Source organism: Xanthomonas translucens pv. cerealis, assembly GCF_006838285.1.
Taxonomy (GTDB): domain Bacteria; phylum Pseudomonadota; class Gammaproteobacteria; order Xanthomonadales; family Xanthomonadaceae; genus Xanthomonas_A; species Xanthomonas_A cerealis.
Genome location: NZ_CP038228.1, coordinates 1,815,644 through 1,830,766 on the forward strand (window position 1 = coordinate 1,815,644; position 15,123 = coordinate 1,830,766).

Genomic DNA, 15,123 nt, shown 5'->3' on the forward strand with positions numbered 1-15,123 from the left:
GCCGGGAGAGGGGTTGGGGTGAGGGTCTGGCGCGAAAGCGCCTCGCGGAGTTGCGTGCACAAGGCCGCGCCTGCAGCCGACACAGCGCATCCGCAGCGTCATCTCCCGCGTAGTTGCCTACAGCACCGCCACACCATGCACTCGTTGCCGACACGCGCGTGCGGCATGCTCCCGCTCCTCTACCGCAGGTACCGCCCATGTCCGAACGTTCGCCGTTGCCGCCGCGCTGGCCGCGCCACCTGCTGGTCGCGCTGTCCTCGCTGCTGGTCTCCGCCTGCAGCAGCGTGTTCTTCGCCGGCCTCAACGCCGGCTCCGGGCGCCACGGGCTGAGCGAGCAGCGCGGCATCGTGTTCGATGCAGTCCACGGCTTGAAGCTCGACGTCTACCGCCCGGCCGCAGCCCAGGACGCGCCGGTGGTGGTGTTCTTCCACGGTGGTACCTGGAAGACCGGCAACCGCCAGCAGTACCGCTGGGCCGGCGAAGCGCTGGCGCGGCACGGCGTGGTCGCGATCGTGCCGGATTACCGCAAATACCCGCAGGTGACCCTGGACGGCTTCATGCACGACGCCGCCGCCGCCGTGGCCTGGAGCCAGCGCCATGCCGCCGAGCACAGCGGCGACCCGCAGCGGCTGGTGCTGATGGGCCACTCCGCCGGCGCGCACATGGCCGCGCTGCTGGCCAGCGACGGCCGCTGGCTGCAGGCACAGGGCGTGTCGCCGCGGCAGCTTTGCGGTCTGGTCGGCCTGGCCGGTCCCTACGACTTCCTGCCGCTGACCGATCCCGACCTGATCGGCATGTTCGGCCGCGACCCGGCGCAGCAGCGGCGCTCGCAACCGGTCGCCTTCGTCGATGGCGACGAACCGCCGGCGCTGCTGCTGCACGGCGGCGACGACCGCGTGGTCGAACCGCGCGACAGCCAGTCGCTGCAGGCGGCTTTGCAACGCGCAGGCGTGCCCGCCGAACTGAAGATCTATCCCGGCGTCGGCCACCTGCGCCTGGCGTTGGCACTGCGCAAAGAGGATCCGGCGCTGCCGGTCATGGCCGACAGCATCGCCTTCGTGCGCCAGTGTCAGCCGCGCACGCCGCAGCCGTGAACCGACCTGGCGCAGCGTATCGAGCGCCCCGCCGCGCGCCGCGATCCGCCCTGGAATGAAGGACGCGCCCTAGCCGGCCTTGCCGCTGCCGAGCAGTTCGAACGGCCCGCCCTGCTGCAGCGCGCGCTGGTAGGCCGGACGCTGCTCGATGCGCTGCACGAAGCCGGCCAGGTTCGGATAGGCCTGCAGGCCGGCGCGCGCGGCCGCGGCCTGGACCGGGAAGCTCATCTGCACGTCGGCGGCGGTGAAGCGGTCGCCGGCGAACCAACCGGTGGCCGCCAGTTCCCGCTCCATCCAGTCCAGGTGCAGCGTCAGCTGCGGGCCGACGAAGCCGTGCATCGCCTTGTCGACGATGGCGCGGGCGATCGGCCGCGCGAAGAACGGCATCTTCGCCGAACGGATGCGCCCGAACACCAGGCTCATCAGCAGCGGCGGCATCGCCGAGCCTTCGGCGTAATGCATCCAGTAGCGGTAGCGCAGGCGCTCGGGCGCCTCTAGCGGCTGCGGCGACGGCGACAGCGCGCGCCCGGTGTCGTAGCGCTCCACCAGGTAATCCAGGATCGCGCCGGATTCGGCCAGCACGTGGCCGTCGTCGACCAGCAGCGGCGACTTGCCCAGCGGATGGATCGCGCGCAGTTCCGCCGGCGCCAGCATGGTCTGCTGGTCGCGCTGGTACTTGACCACCTGATAGGGCAGCGCCAATTCCTCCAGCAGCCACAGCACGCGCTGGGAACGGGACTGGTTGAGGTGATGGACGGTGATCATGGCGACGGCTCCGGAAGACGCGTGGCCGGCAATGGTAGCCGTACCCGGCGGCAGGCCGCGCATGCAATGCAGGCGCGGCTACGCACCGATGCAACCGCAGGCCGATCGTGGCAACCGTGGCGCCACAATGAAAAACGCCGGAAGCTTGCGCTCCCGGCGTTTTGGCAACCTTGTGGTAGCTGGCGTCTAAATTAGACGGCCTGCACCTGGTCAGCCTGCATGCCCTTCTGGCCCTGCACGGCGACGAAAGTCACCTTCTGGCCTTCCTGCAGCGACTTGAAGCCGGTGCCCTGGATGGCGCGGAAATGCACGAACAGGTCCGGGCCGCTTTCCGGGGTGATGAAGCCGAAGCCCTTGGCATCGTTGAACCACTTCACGGTACCAGTCTGACGATCGCTCATTTACTAACTCCTGAAACATTAAATTGAAGAAAATCGCAGCCGCCGGGTATCGGGGCCGAGACTGAGTTGCAGGCGTTGGTAAAGCGGAACGATGAAGCGGATCGCGAGATCAACTGCACCAGGCCACGATTCACGGTGACCCTAGCAAACACAGTGGACCAACCATACGCGGGTCGTCCGCAAAAAGCGACAAGTTTGTGTAGACAAACCCAGATCCCACACAAAGAAGCTGAACCCAGGCCTAAAGATCGCGGCAGTGCGGTCGATACGCCTGTCGTTCTACGCAAATTGCGCAGCCGCCCTGCCCTTGCCGAGGGTACGGCGCGAAGCGTCTCGTTGAGTTTGGGTGCGCGAGGCTGCGCCCGTACCCTCATCCGCCCCTTCGGGGCACCTTCTCCCGCCGGGAGAAGGGAACAGCCGCTTAGCCCCTCCCCCCTCGGGAGAGGGGTTGGGGTGAAGGTACGGCGCGAAGCGTCTCGCGCAGTTAGGCCGCGTCGTCTACGCCGGCGGCCAAGCCAAGGTCTGCGCACTAGCAAAACTGCGCGCCTGCCCGCTGAGCGGATCGTCGAACGCCAGCCCGCATGCCAACAACTGCAGCACATCGGTAGCGGCGCCCTCCTCCTCCGCGCACAACTGCGGATACAGCGCATCGCCCAGGATCGGCGCGCCCAGCGCCGCCATGTGCACGCGCAACTGGTGCTTGCGGCCGGTCACCGGCGCTAGCGCATAGCGCCACAGCGGTCCGTCGGGCGCGTCCAGCACCGCGATCCGGGTCAGGCTGTTGGCCTCGCCATCGGCCTCGGCCATACGGAAGAACGGCTCGCCGCGCACCAGGCGACTCGCGCGCAACAGCGGAAACGCCTGTCCCGGCAGGGCCGGAGCCAGCGCCTGGTAGGTCTTGGCGATGCGCCGCTCGCGGAACAAGGCCTGGTACGCGGCGCGGCTGCCCGGATCGGCCGAGAACAGCACCAGCCCGGCAGTGGCGCGGTCCAGCCGGTGCAGCGGCACCAGCGCCGGATTGCCCAATCGCGCCACCAGCCGCGCCAGCAAGGTCTCGCGCAGGTAGCGCCCGGACGGGGTAACCGGCAGCCCATGCGGCTTGTCGGCCACCACCAGGTGCGCATCGGCGTGGACGATGCGCTCCACCCCGGCGATCAGCGCCTCGTCGGCGACCTCGCGGAAGTAGCGCACGTCCAGCCCGACCCGGTACGGCAGCGCCGCCGGCAGCGGTTGCCCCTGCGGATCCTGTACCCGGCCGCGATCGCAACGGTCCTGCCACTGCGCCCGGGACACCTGCGGGAAGCGCGCACACAGCCCGTCCAGCAACGTCGACCACGGCCCGGGCGGCAGCTGCCAGCGGCTCGGGGCCGGAACCAATGCGGACGGTGGGCGGGGATCGGACATCGCCACGCATTATCATGGACGCCCTTTGATCCCGGTAGCCGCATGGCCCTCACCGCCACCCTCCGCAAGGCCGAGCTGCAGATTTCCGACATGGACCGCGGCTACTACGCGGCGCATTCGCTGACCCTGGCCCAGCACCCGTCCGAGACCGACCAACGGCTGATGGCGCGGCTGCTGACCTTCGCCCTGTTCGCCGAGGAGCGCCTGCTGTTCGGCAAGGGCCTGAGCAGCGACGACGAGCCGGACCTGTGGCGGATGGACTACACCGGCGCGATCGAGCAATGGATCGAGGTCGGCCAGCCCGACGAATCGCGCATCCGCAAGGCCTGCGGCCGCGCCCGCGAGGTGGTGGTGGTCAACTATGGCGGCCGCCTCGCCGACATCTGGTGGGAGAAGAACGGCTCGGGCCTGCTCAAGCTCAAGCCGCTGCAGGTGCTCGACCTGCCTGGCGACGCGGTCGCGGCAGCGGCCGAACTGATCCAGCGCAGCATGCGCTTCGACGTGGTGATCCAGGACGGCGAAGTGCAGTTGCTCGGCGACGAAGCCAGCGTCACCTTCACCCCGACGGTGCGCAAAGCCGCGGCATGAACGCGCGCGCCGAGCCTCTCCGCGTCGATGTCGCCGTCATCGGCGCCGGCGCCGCCGGGCTGATGTGCGCGCTGACCGCCGGCCGCCGCGGCCGCCGCGTACGGGTGATCGAGCACGCCAACAAGGTCGGCAAGAAGATCCTGATGTCCGGCGGCGGGCGCTGCAATTTCACCAACACCAGCACCGGCCCGGGCAATTTCCTGTCCGCCAACCCACACTTCTGCAAGTCGGCGCTGGCGCGCTACCGCCCGGCCGACTTCGTCGAGATGGTCGAGCGCCACGCCATCGCCTACCACGAGAAGGAACTGGGCCAGCTGTTCTGCGACATCTCCTCCAAGCAGATCGTGCGCATGCTGGTGGACGAATGCGACGCGGCCGGCGTCAGTATCCAGACCCAGTGCGGGGTGCGCGGCGTGGAACGCGGCAGCGAAGGATTCCGCATCGACAGCGACGACGGCCCGTTGCACGCCACCTCGCTGGTGGTGGCCAGCGGCGGGCTGTCCATTCCTAGCCTGGGCGCCAGCGGCTTCGGCTACGAACTGGCCCGCCAGTTCGGCCACGCGGTGCTGCCGACCCGCGCCGGACTGGTGCCGCTGACCCTCAGCGGCAAGCACCAGCAACGCCTGCAGGACCTGTCCGGACTGGCGCTGCCGGTGCAAGCCAGCTGCAACGGCGCCAGCTTCCGCAACTTCATGCTGATCACCCACCGCGGCATCAGCGGCCCGGCGATCCTGCAGATCTCCTCGTACTGGCAGCCGGGCGAGGACCTGCGCCTGGATCTGCTGCCCGGGCAGGACGCGGCCGCGTGGCTGCGCGAGCAAAAGCGCCTGCGCGGCGCCGCCGAGCTGCGCACGGTGCTGGGCGAGGCCTTGCCGCGACGCTTCGCGCAGCGCCTGTGCGAGGTGTGGCTACCGGACAAACCGGTACGCCAGCTCGACGAACCGCAGTTGCGCGCCGCCGCCACCGTGCTCGGCGCCTGGCCGCTGGTGGCCAGCGGCACCGAGGGCTACCGCACCGCCGAGGTCACCCTGGGCGGCGTGGACACCAATCAGGTGTCGTCGGCGACGATGGAATCGCGCCAGGTGCCCGGCCTGTATTTCGTCGGCGAAGTGCTGGACGTCAGCGGCTGGCTGGGCGGCTACAACTTCCAGTGGGCCTGGGCCTCGGGCCATGCCGCCGGCTCGGTGGTTTGAGGGCGGGGATGAGCAGGCATTCGGCTGTTGAAAGCGGGGATTGGCGATTGGGGATTGGCGATTCGCAATCCCTGCACCACACACGGACGCCATAGTGGGCATCATGTATTAAACCCCGTCTCAGGGAGGCTTCATGCAAACAGCCAAAGACATCACCCTACGTCTGATGATCGTCGACGATAGCGGTGAAAACGCCGAAGCGATCGTCAGCCGCCTGCGCAACAGCGGCATCGCGGTGCGGCCGTCGCGGCCGCAGCACGCCGAGGAGCTGGGCACGATGCTCGCCGCGCAGCCGATCGACCTGGTGCTGAGCGCGCGCTCGCAGAGCATCCCGCTGCCGCAGGTACTGCAGCGCGTGGGCGCCAGTGGCAAGGACATCCCGGTGATCCTGCTCGCCGACAGCATCGACGAGAACGCATGGGTCGAGGCGATGGCCGGCGGCGCCCGCGCGATCGCCCTGCGCCAGCGCCCCGAGCACCTGCTGTCGGTGCTGCGCAACACCTGGGCCGACCTGCAGGCGCGCCGCGGGCTGCGCCGGATCGAGGCGCAGATGCGCGAGACCGAGCGCCGCTGCGACGCGCTGATCGCCTCCTCCCGCGATCCGATCGCCTACATCCACGAAGGCATGCACATCCGCGCCAACGACGCCTACCTGGAGATGTTCGGCTTCGCCTCGTTCGACGACGTCGAGGGCGTCTCGCTGCTGGATATGGTCGCGCCGCAGCATGTGGAGGAATTCAAGCAATTGCTGAAGTCGCTGGGCAAGGGCGAACCGCCGCCGGCGCAGTACCAGGTCGATGCGCGCACCATGGAGGGCGAAAGCTTCCCGGCGACGATGGAGTTCGCCACCGCCAGCTATGAGGGCGAGGCCTGCGTGCAGGTGGTGTTCCGCCGCCGCGAGGAATTCGATCCGGAACTGGCGCGCGAGGTCGAGGACCTGCGCCAGCGCGACCAGGTCACCGGCCTGCTCAACCGCCCGACCTTCATGCTGGCGCTGGAGAACGCGGTGGCCCAGGTCGGCCGCGGCAACGGCCACTACGGCTTCCTGCTGGTCGAACCCGACCACTACACGCGGCTGCTGGCCGACATCGGCCTGGACTCGGCCGACGCGCTGGTGGCGGCGCTGGCCCAGCATCTGGCCGCGGCGATCGACGGCGACGTGCAGGCCGCGCGCTTCGGCGAGCACAACTTCGCGCTGCTGCTGCAGGGCGACTACGGCCGTACCGCGGCGCAGGCCGAACGCCTGCTCAATGCCTACGCGGCGCACGTGTTCAGCGTCGGCGAGCGCTCGGCCACGGTCACCGTCAGCATCGGCGGCGTGCAGATCGGCGAGAAGATCGCCACCGTCGGCCAGGTCCTGGCCCGCGCCAGCGAGAACGTGCAGGCCACGATCGAACTGGGCGGCAACGCCTGCAAGATCTTCGACCCCGGCGCGGCCGACCGGGTCGAGGAAGAGCGCATCCAGCGCTGGGTCCAGCAGCTGCGCGAGGCGCTGGCCGGCGACGGCTTCCTGCTGCATTACCAGCCGGTGCTGAACCTGCAGGGCGAGCAACACGAACTGTACGAGGCCTACCTGCGGCTGGAGCGCAACGACGAGATCATCGGCCCGACCACCTTCCTCGGCATCGCCGCCGAACATGGGCTGATGGCCGAAATCGACCGCTGGGTGGTGGCGCGCGCGATCGCGGTGATCGGCGAGCGCCAGCGTGCCGGCCACGCCACCAGCCTGCTGGTCAATATCAGCCCGGATGCCTTCGCCGATCTGCAGATGGTGGAATTGATCCGGCGCGAACTGGACAAGCACGGCGTGCCCGGCGAGCGGCTGTGGCTGCAGACGCCGGAAGCCAAGGTGTTCACCCACCTGCGCAACGCGCAGCAGTTCCTGGCCGACGCCACCGGCATGGGCTGCAAGGTCGGGCTGGAGCAGTTCGGTTCGGGCCTGGACTCGTTCCAGCTGCTGGCGCACTTCCAGCCCTCGTTCCTGAAACTGGACCGCGGCTTCACTCAGGATCTGGCGCAGACCCGCGAGCACCAGGACAAGATCCGCGAGATCACCGAACGCGCGCAGTCGGCCGGGATCCGCAGCATCGCCGAGTGCGTCGCCGATGCCACCTCGATGAGCCTGCTGTTCAGCGCCGGCGTGGATTACGTACAGGGCGAGTTCGTCGGCCTGGCCGGGCCGGGGATGACGTTCGATTTTGCTTGAAGGTTGCGGGACTCGGGACTCGGGACTCGGGACCCGGGACTCGGAAAAGCCGTTGACTGACGCCGACATGCAACGGGTGGAAGCGGTGATGACCCGCTACGTTCGGTTCGTGCGGTGGCTTTAGCTCACCGTCGCGTTGTTGTGCGACGCGCGCAGCGTGGCGATGCGCTCGGACAGCGGCGGGTGGCTCATGAACAGCTTGCGCACGCCCTGGCCCAGGCCGCCGGCGATGCCGAACGCCTGCACCTGCGACGGCAGCGTGCTCTGCCCGTGGTTGAGTTCCAGCCGCTGCAGCGCCGCGATCATCTTGTTGCGCCCGGCCAGGCTGGCGCCGCCGGCATCGGCGCGGAACTCGCGGTAGCGCGAGAACCACATCGCGATCATCGTCGCGAACAGGCCGAACACCAGTTCCAGCACCATCACGATCGCGTAGTAGGCCAGGCCGCGGCGGCCGTCGCGGTTGCCGGACAGGTAGCCGTCCACCACCCCGCCGACCACTCGCGCCAGCACGATCACGAAGGTGTTCAGCACGCCCTGCAGCAGCGCCATCGTCACCATGTCGCCATTGGCGACATGGCTGATCTCATGGGCCAGCACGGCCTCGGCTTCGTCTTCGGTCATGTTCTGCAGCAGGCCGGTGGACACCGCGACCAGCGCGTTGTTGCGGTTGGCGCCGGTGGCGAAGGCGTTGATCTCCGGGCCGTCGTAGACCGCGACCTCGGGCATGCCGATGCCGGCGGCCTGCGCCTGCCGCCGCACCGTCTCCAGCAGCCAGCGCTCGGTGTGGTTGCGCGGCTCGGCGATCACCTGCGCGCCGGTGGCGCGCTTGGCCATGAACTTGGACAGCAGCAGCGACACCAGCGAGCCGCCGAAGCCGAACAACGCGGCCATCACCAGCAGGCCGCCCATCTGATTGGGATTGATCCCGAACACGGACATGACAATGCCGGCCAGCACCAGCACCGCCAGATTGGTGATGAGGAACAAGGCGATTCGATTGAACATGTGAGCGTGGACTCCGCGCCAGGAAACGTGAGGGATTTGGTTTGAATCTGCGGCGCGTACAGCTTGAATTCAAGCGCATATCTGACCGACGATTCAGCTTGCCCATGTCCTCGCCTCCCTACCGCGGCCGTTTCGCGCCCTCGCCCACCGGCCCGCTGCATCTGGGCTCGCTGCTCGCCGCATTCGGCAGCTGGCTGCTGGCGCGGCATGCCGGCGGCGAGTGGCTGCTGCGCATCGAGGACGTGGACCGGCCGCGCAGCGTGCCCGGCGCGGCCGCGCGCCAGTTGGCCAGCTTGCGCGCCTGCGGGCTGGAGGCAGACGGACCGGTCCTGCGCCAGAGCGAGCGCGCCGCGGCCTACCAGGCCGCGGCGCAGTGCCTGCTGCAGACCGGCCAGGCGTTCGCCTGCAGTTGCAGCCGCAGCGAACTGGCCGCGCAGGGAGGCATCCATCACCGCTGCGTGGCCGCGCAGACCCGGCCGCAGCCGGCGCTGCGCCTGCGGGTCGCGCCAGGCAGCACGGTCGGGTTTCGCGACGGCGTCCGCGGCGATGTCGAACAGGACGTCCATGCCGAGGTCGGCGATTTCGTGTTGCTGCGCGCCGACGGCTGTTGGGCCTATCAGTTGGCGGTGGTGGTCGACGATGCCGCGCAAGGCATCAGCGACGTGGTCCGCGGCGCCGACCTGCTCGATTCGACGCCGCGACAGATCCTGCTGCAGCGCGCACTGGGCCTGCCGACGCCGAACTACCTGCACCTGCCGCTGCTGCTCGACAGGGACGGCCGCAAGCTGTCCAAGTCGCATGCGGCGCTGCCGCTGGACGACGCCGATCCGCTGCCCGCGCTGCGCCTGGCCTGGACCCTGCTGGGCCAGGCCCCGGCGGCGCTGACCGCGGCCGGCTCGGTGGCCGCATTGCTGGCGGCGGCGCTGCGCGCGTTCGAGCCGGCGCGGCTGCCGGCGCAGGATCGGACGCTGGCCGATGCGGCCAATATCCCCAGCAACGCCAAGGCTGACTAGAATCGCGGGTTCGGCCGCAGCGGCCCTCCCCCTTTTCTTCCCTATCCGGAGCGAATCCATGACATCACGCGTTGCGCTGGTCACCGGCGGTACCGGCGGCATCGGCACTGCGATCTGCGAGCGGTTGGCCGCACAGGGCCACCGCGTTGCCAGCAACTATCGCGACGCGGCCAAGGCGCGCGCCTGGCAGCAGCGCATGCACGAACGCGGCCACGAGATCGCCATCGTCGCCGGCGATGTCGCCTCGCCCGATCACGCACAAGCGCTGGTACAGGAGGTGGAACGGCAGCTCGGCCCGATCGAGGTGCTGATCAACAACGCCGGCATCACCCGCGACACCACCTTCCACAAGATGACCGCCGAGCAGTGGCACGAGGTGATCAACACCAACCTCAACTCGGTGTTCAACGTCACCCGCCCGGTGATCGAAGGCATGCGCAAGCAGCGCTGGGGCCGGGTCATCCAGATCAGTTCGATCAACGGCCTCAAGGGCCAGTACGGCCAGGCCAACTACGCCGCGGCCAAGGCCGGCATGCACGGCTTCACCATTTCCCTGGCGCGTGAGAACGCCGGCTACGGCATCACCGTCAACACGGTGTCGCCGGGCTACGTGGCCACCGATATGGTGATGTCGGTGCCGGACGAGGTCCGCGCCAAAATCATCGCCGACATCCCCACCGGGCGCCTGGGCAGGCCGGAAGAGATCGCCTATGCGGTCGCGTTCCTGGTCGCCGAGGAAGCGGCCTGGATCACCGGCTCCAACCTGGACATCAACGGCGGTCACCACATGGGCTGGTAACGGCAGGCGACTGAACTGCTCAGGTCGATGCGCGGCACAGTCGAGGTAACGCTACCGAAAATGCTGCAGCTGGCGCTGCGCGCTGTACACACATGCTGCGCGCGTGCTGCGCAGCATTTTTTTTGCCGTTCGGCCCGGGTTCAGGAGCGTGTGGCGGTTGCAAGCCCTGCTGCGCTGCGCCATGCTGCGCGCCTACCGTCAAGAGCGATCGCTTCATGGCTGAGATCCGCATCATCAAGAAGTACCCCAATCGCCGCCTCTACGACACCGAGATTTCCAGCTACATCACCATCGAAGATGTCCGCCAGCTGATCATCGACGGCGAAGAATTCGAAGTCCGCGACGCCAAGACCGGCGAAGACCTCAGCCGCGCGGTATTGCTGCAGATCATCGCCGACCAGGAACAGGACGGCGAACCGATGCTGTCCACCCAGTTGCTCAGCCAGATCATCCGGTTCTACGGCGATTCGCTGCAGGGCTTCATGGGCAACTACCTGGAGCGCAGCATGCAGGTGTTCCTGGACCAGCAGCAGCAGTTCCGCCAGCAGATGGGCAACCTGCTCGGGCAGACCCCGTGGACCATGATGAACCAGCTGACCGAGCGCAACATGGAGTTGTGGCAGGAGTTCCAGCGCAACCTCGGCACCGGTTTCGGCCGCCCCGCCGCCGGTGGCAGCAGCAAGCCGAGCAAGCCGAGCGAGCCGCCGGCCGCTACCGGCTCCGCACCGAAGTCGCGGGCGCGCTGAGCCGCGCTCTAGCGCGCCAGCGCGGCGCGCGCCCTTGGCAGGAGCCGCTTCAGCCGCGACAGAATCTACCCGTAGAGCATGTCGCGGCTGAAGCCGCCCCTACAAAATTGCCGCCACCTCAGCGCGAACGCGGCGGTGCCGACGTCCTGCAGCCGGCACAAATCCGCTCGACCTTATAGCCGCGCGCGCGCAACGCCTCGACCACACCGTCGGGGCCGAGCAGATGCAAGGCACCGACCACCACCAGTGTGTCGCCCTGGCCGTCGCGCAGGCGCTGCTCCAGCCGCGGCACCCAGGCCTGATTGCGATCGACGTTGATGCGCTGATACAGGCGCGGATAGTCGCGCTTCATCTCCATGCCCATGTCCTGCCACAGCAGGCGCTCGTCGCCGCGGCGCCAGGCCACGTACAGGCGCTGGGTCTGCGCCGCGCCCTGCTCGGCATCGTCCAGCGCTTCGACCAGCATCTGCTTCTGCTCCACCGGCTGCATGCCGTCGAGCATCGCGATCTGCGCCTGCGCGGTCTCCAGGCCCTCGGCGGTCTTGCCGGCCTGCGCCGCCATGTCCATGAAATGCCGATCCAGGCCGGCATCGGCCTGCAACCCCTGCGCCTTCATCTCGGCGATGCTGATGCTCAGGCCGACGAACCATGGTTCGAACCCGCCCATCTGCTCCAGCGGCAGGCCGTGGCTGGCGGCATAGCGGCGCAGGCGCTGCCAGGTAGCCGCGTCCAGGTCGTCCTGCAGGCGCTTGCCGTCCTGGCGCTGCGCCGCCTGCAGCATCTGCGCGCCCAGTTGCGGCGCGTCCACCTCCTGCGGCGACAGTTCGAACAGCAGCCGCGACGCCGCCGCGTAGGCCGCATCGACCTCATGCGCCAACGGATAGTCCTGCGGCTTGAGCAGATGGAACGAACCGAGCAGGTACAGTGCGCCGCGCGGCCCGCTGACCTTCCACAGCAGTGGCGTCGGCGGCGCGGGCGTCGCGCTGGGCAGTGCCGGCGGCGATGGCGGCGTACGCGCCGGCACCGGCGCGGCGGCGAACAGGGTCAGGCACAACAGCAGGCTGCGCAGCAGGTGCGGGATCGGCATCGTCGGGGCTCTCGGTTCAGTGTGCGGCGGCGTAGGTCTTTTCGCCGGCCTCCACCGCCAGGTCCAGCCGGTTCTCCGGCGGCGGCAGCGGACAGGTCGCGAACGGGGTGAACGCGCACGGCGGGTTGTAGGCACGATTGAAATCCAGCACCACGCTGCCGTCGGCGCTCGGCGCGGGCACGTCCAGGAAACGCCCGGCCGGATAGCTGCCGCGGCCGCTGCTACGGTCGGCGAACACCACGAACAGCGGCCCCCCGGGTTCGCCGATCGCTTGCACGCGGAAGCGCTTGCCGTCGCGCTCGAACTCCAGCGCACCGGCGTTGGGCGATGCGGTGATGACGCCGATGATGTCGACGATCGGCAGGGTCCTGCCCGGCTGGTTGGGCACGAAACGGCCGCGGATGCGCCAGGAGTCGGCCGTCGGCCAATAGTGCAGCCCGGCGAAGCCGAGCCGGGTCGGCGCATCGGCGTGCTTGACCCGCAGCGCATAGCGGCCGCCACGCTCGATCAGGCTCAGCTTGCCCTTGCCGCCATCGAAGTCGATCACGCTCGGCGTCGCGTCGTGGTCGCTGTACATGCGCGTGCGCCGCTGCAGCGGCGTGCCGTCCACGCTCAGCGCCGCGCCGGGTTCGGGGGTCAGGAATACCTGTCCGTCCACGCGCGACACCAGTGCCATCCGCGCCGGCCCCACCGCCAGGCGGATGCCGCTGCCGGGGCCGCTGCCGATGTAGTGCTCCTTCAGTTCCAGCCAGTGCAAGCCGACCAAGCTGGTCCAGCCGTCGGCCGCGAGCAGCTCCTGCTTGCGCTGCGCGCGCCAGCGCTGTTCATCGGCCCAAAACGCCTTGTCGGCGACCGCCGGCGCGGCCGGTGCCGGCGCTTGCCTGCCGCATGCAGCCAACGCGAGCAGCGCTGACAGCAGCGCCGCCGCCCTTCCCCGCTTGCCCATCAGCGCCCCCGTAAGAACCAACGATCGATCTCGCCCAGCGTGAAACGCGCCCAGGTCGGGCGCCCATGATTGCACTGCCCGGAACGCTCGGTGGCTTCCATGTCGCGCAGCAGCGCGTTCATTTCCGGCACGGTGAGGCGCCGGTTGGCGCGCACCGCGCCATGGCAGGCCATCGTCGACAGCAGTTCGTCGCGCGCGCCGGCGACGCGGCGGCTGTGGCCATGTTCACGCAGATCGGTCAGCACGTCGCGCAGCAAGGCTTCCGGCTCGGCCTGGGCCAGCAACGCCGGGATGCTGCGCACGTGCAGCGACTGCGGGCCGCTGCGGGTGATCTCGAAGCCGAGCGCGGCCAGCGTTTCCGCCTCACGCTCGGCGGTGTCGGCGTCGCGTTCGCCCACCGCCAGGGTGATCGGCACCAGCAGCGGCTGCGCATGCAGACCGATGCCGTCGTGCGCGTTCTTCAACCGCTCGTAGCCGATGCGTTCGTGCGCGGCATGCATGTCCACCACGATCAGGCCTTCGGCGTTCTCGGCCAGGATGTAGATGCCATGCAGCTGCGCGATCGCATAGCCGAGCGGCGGCACGCCGCTGTCGGCCGAGGTCGCCGGCAGGCCGCCGGCCGCATCCTGGGCCTGCAGCGGCAGGCCCGTTGCGGCATCGGCCGCACCTGCCGGCGCGGCGTACAGCGCGGCGTAGGCGGCCGGCGCCTCGTTGACGCGCAGGCCCAGCGGCGACTGCGCCGGGCGCCATTGCGCGCCGTAGCCCTGGCCACCGGAGCCACCGCCGCCGCTCGCGTTGCCGGACATCGGCTGCGCGCCACCGGCATACGCCAGCGGCGCCGCCTGTGCGGCATCGCCTGCGTTCGGCGTGCTGCCGGCGCGGGTCTGCGCCAGCGCATCCTGCAGCGTGCGATAGACGAAGTCGTGGATCAGCCGCGCATCGCGGAAGCGCACCTCGTGCTTGGCCGGATGCACGTTGACATCGACCCGCGCCGGCTCCAACTCCAGGAATAGCACATAGGCCGGCTGCCGGCCATGGAACAGCACGTCGCCATAGGCCATCTTCACCGCATGCGCCACGCTGCGATCGCGCACCGAACGGCCGTTGACGTACAGGTACTGCTGGTCGGCGCTGGCGCGCGAATAATGCGGCTGCGCGATCCAGCCGTGCAGCCGCAGCCCGGCGCCGCTATGGTCCACGCGCAGCGCCTGCCGCGCGAAGTCCTCGCCCAGGGTTTCGCCCAGCCGCGCGTCCGAATACAGGTCGCCCGGCTTGTAGCGCCGCGACGGCTTGCCGTTGTGCGACACGCGCAATTCCACGTCCGGGCGCGCCAGCGCCAGCGAACGCAGCCATTCCTCGATATGCCCGAGTTCGGTGCGCTCGGCGCGCAGGAACTTGCGCCGCGCCGGCACGTTGTAGAACAGCTCGCGCACCTCGACCGTGGTGCCCGGCGCCTGCGCGCGCGGCTGCACCTGCCCGACCTTGCCGCCATCGACCTGCAGCGCGGCGCCGTGCTCGTCGCCGGGGCGGCGCGAGGCCAGGGTGAAGCGGCTGACCGAGGCGATCGACGGCAGCGCTTCGCCACGGAAGCCGAGCGTGCCGACCGACTCCAGGTCGTCGAGCGAGGCGATCTTGCTGGTCGCATGCCGCGACACCGCCAGCAGCAATTCCTCGGGCGGGATGCCGCCGCCATCGTCGCGGATCCGGATCAGGCGCACGCCGCCTTCTTCCAGGTCGATGTCCACCCGGCGCGCGCCGGCATCCAGCGCGTTCTCGACCAGCTCCTTGACCACCGAGGCCGGGCGCTCGACCACTTCGCCGGCGGCGATCTGGTTGATCAGGATCTCGGGCAATTGGCGGATGCTCATGCCGCCGC

The 15,123-nt window shown here is 69.3% G+C and carries 14 protein-coding genes; 7 read left to right on the top strand and 7 right to left on the bottom strand.

Annotated elements, in window-relative coordinates:
* Positions 1 to 197: 197 nt before the first annotated feature.
* Entirely contained in the window at positions 198 to 1,094 is an 897-nt protein-coding gene (locus E4A48_RS07995; protein ID WP_039005005.1) for an alpha/beta hydrolase, read from the top strand.
* A 69-nt stretch (positions 1,095 to 1,163) separates the two neighbouring features.
* Here E4A48_RS07995 and E4A48_RS08000 read toward each other — a convergent pair whose 3' ends face one another.
* From E4A48_RS08000 to E4A48_RS08010, 3 genes are all read right to left on the bottom strand, one after another.
* Complete coding sequence (locus tag E4A48_RS08000) at positions 1,164 to 1,859, bottom strand: glutathione S-transferase family protein (protein WP_039005003.1); 696 nt, start codon at positions 1,857 to 1,859, stop codon at positions 1,164 to 1,166.
* Between the two features lie 191 nt (positions 1,860 to 2,050).
* A complete protein-coding gene (locus E4A48_RS08005; RefSeq protein ID WP_039005002.1) occupies positions 2,051 to 2,260 on the bottom strand; it encodes a cold-shock protein in 210 nt (69 codons plus the stop codon).
* A gap of 498 nt (positions 2,261 to 2,758) precedes the next feature.
* Positions 2,759 to 3,664: a pseudouridine synthase gene (locus E4A48_RS08010; protein ID WP_058196800.1), complete on the bottom strand. Its 906-nt coding sequence runs from the start codon at positions 3,662 to 3,664 to the stop codon at positions 2,759 to 2,761.
* 42 nt (positions 3,665 to 3,706) lie between these two features.
* On the opposite strand from E4A48_RS08010, the gene E4A48_RS08015 reads away from it, so the two are divergent.
* The 3 genes from E4A48_RS08015 (at position 3,707) to E4A48_RS08025 (ending at position 7,651) form a co-directional block, all read left to right on the top strand.
* Positions 3,707 to 4,252: a YaeQ family protein gene (locus E4A48_RS08015; RefSeq protein WP_003480986.1), complete on the top strand. Its 546-nt coding sequence runs from the start codon at positions 3,707 to 3,709 to the stop codon at positions 4,250 to 4,252.
* On the top strand, positions 4,249 to 5,445 hold the full coding sequence (locus E4A48_RS08020) for a BaiN/RdsA family NAD(P)/FAD-dependent oxidoreductase (protein ID WP_039005000.1): 1,197 nt from the start codon (positions 4,249 to 4,251) through the stop codon (positions 5,443 to 5,445). The genes E4A48_RS08015 and E4A48_RS08020 overlap by 4 nt, the downstream gene beginning before the upstream one ends.
* A 133-nt stretch (positions 5,446 to 5,578) precedes the next feature.
* Complete coding sequence (locus E4A48_RS08025; RefSeq protein WP_142742193.1) at positions 5,579 to 7,651, top strand: EAL domain-containing response regulator; 2,073 nt, start codon at positions 5,579 to 5,581, stop codon at positions 7,649 to 7,651.
* 120 nt (positions 7,652 to 7,771) lie between these two features.
* Here the strand turns inward: E4A48_RS08025 and htpX are convergent, their stop codons facing one another.
* Positions 7,772 to 8,656, bottom strand: a complete 885-nt coding sequence (htpX, locus tag E4A48_RS08030) for a protease HtpX (RefSeq protein ID WP_039004998.1) — start codon at positions 8,654 to 8,656, stop codon at positions 7,772 to 7,774.
* A gap of 104 nt (positions 8,657 to 8,760) precedes the next feature.
* Here htpX and gluQRS point away from each other — a divergent pair, with 104 nt between their 5' ends.
* From gluQRS to phaR, 3 genes are all read left to right on the top strand, one after another.
* Positions 8,761 to 9,669: a tRNA glutamyl-Q(34) synthetase GluQRS gene (gene gluQRS / locus E4A48_RS08035; RefSeq protein WP_142742194.1), complete on the top strand. Its 909-nt coding sequence runs from the start codon at positions 8,761 to 8,763 to the stop codon at positions 9,667 to 9,669.
* A 58-nt stretch (positions 9,670 to 9,727) separates the two neighbouring features.
* Entirely contained in the window at positions 9,728 to 10,468 is a 741-nt protein-coding gene (gene phbB, locus E4A48_RS08040) for a beta-ketoacyl-ACP reductase (protein ID WP_039004994.1), read from the top strand.
* Between the two features lie 215 nt (positions 10,469 to 10,683).
* Positions 10,684 to 11,214 carry a polyhydroxyalkanoate synthesis repressor PhaR gene (gene phaR / locus E4A48_RS08045; protein ID WP_039004993.1) on the top strand — a complete coding sequence of 177 codons (531 nt, stop codon included), beginning with the start codon at positions 10,684 to 10,686 and terminating at the stop codon, positions 11,212 to 11,214.
* Between the two features lie 118 nt (positions 11,215 to 11,332).
* On the opposite strand, the gene E4A48_RS08050 is transcribed toward phaR, so the two are convergent.
* From E4A48_RS08050 to mutL, 3 genes are read right to left on the bottom strand one after another with little or no spacing between them, the layout of a single operon-like run.
* The gene (locus tag E4A48_RS08050) at positions 11,333 to 12,301 is read right to left on the bottom strand and encodes a TraB/GumN family protein (protein ID WP_039004992.1); all 969 of its coding nucleotides are present in this window, start codon (positions 12,299 to 12,301) and stop codon (positions 11,333 to 11,335) included.
* Positions 12,302 to 12,317: 16 nt separating this feature from the next.
* Complete coding sequence (locus E4A48_RS08055) at positions 12,318 to 13,247, bottom strand: DUF1684 domain-containing protein (RefSeq protein WP_058197118.1); 930 nt, start codon at positions 13,245 to 13,247, stop codon at positions 12,318 to 12,320.
* Positions 13,247 to 15,115 carry a DNA mismatch repair endonuclease MutL gene (gene mutL, locus E4A48_RS08060; protein WP_039008702.1) on the bottom strand — a complete coding sequence of 623 codons (1,869 nt, stop codon included), beginning with the start codon at positions 15,113 to 15,115 and terminating at the stop codon, positions 13,247 to 13,249. The genes E4A48_RS08055 and mutL overlap by 1 nt, the downstream gene beginning before the upstream one ends.
* Positions 15,116 to 15,123: the final 8 nt, after the last annotated feature.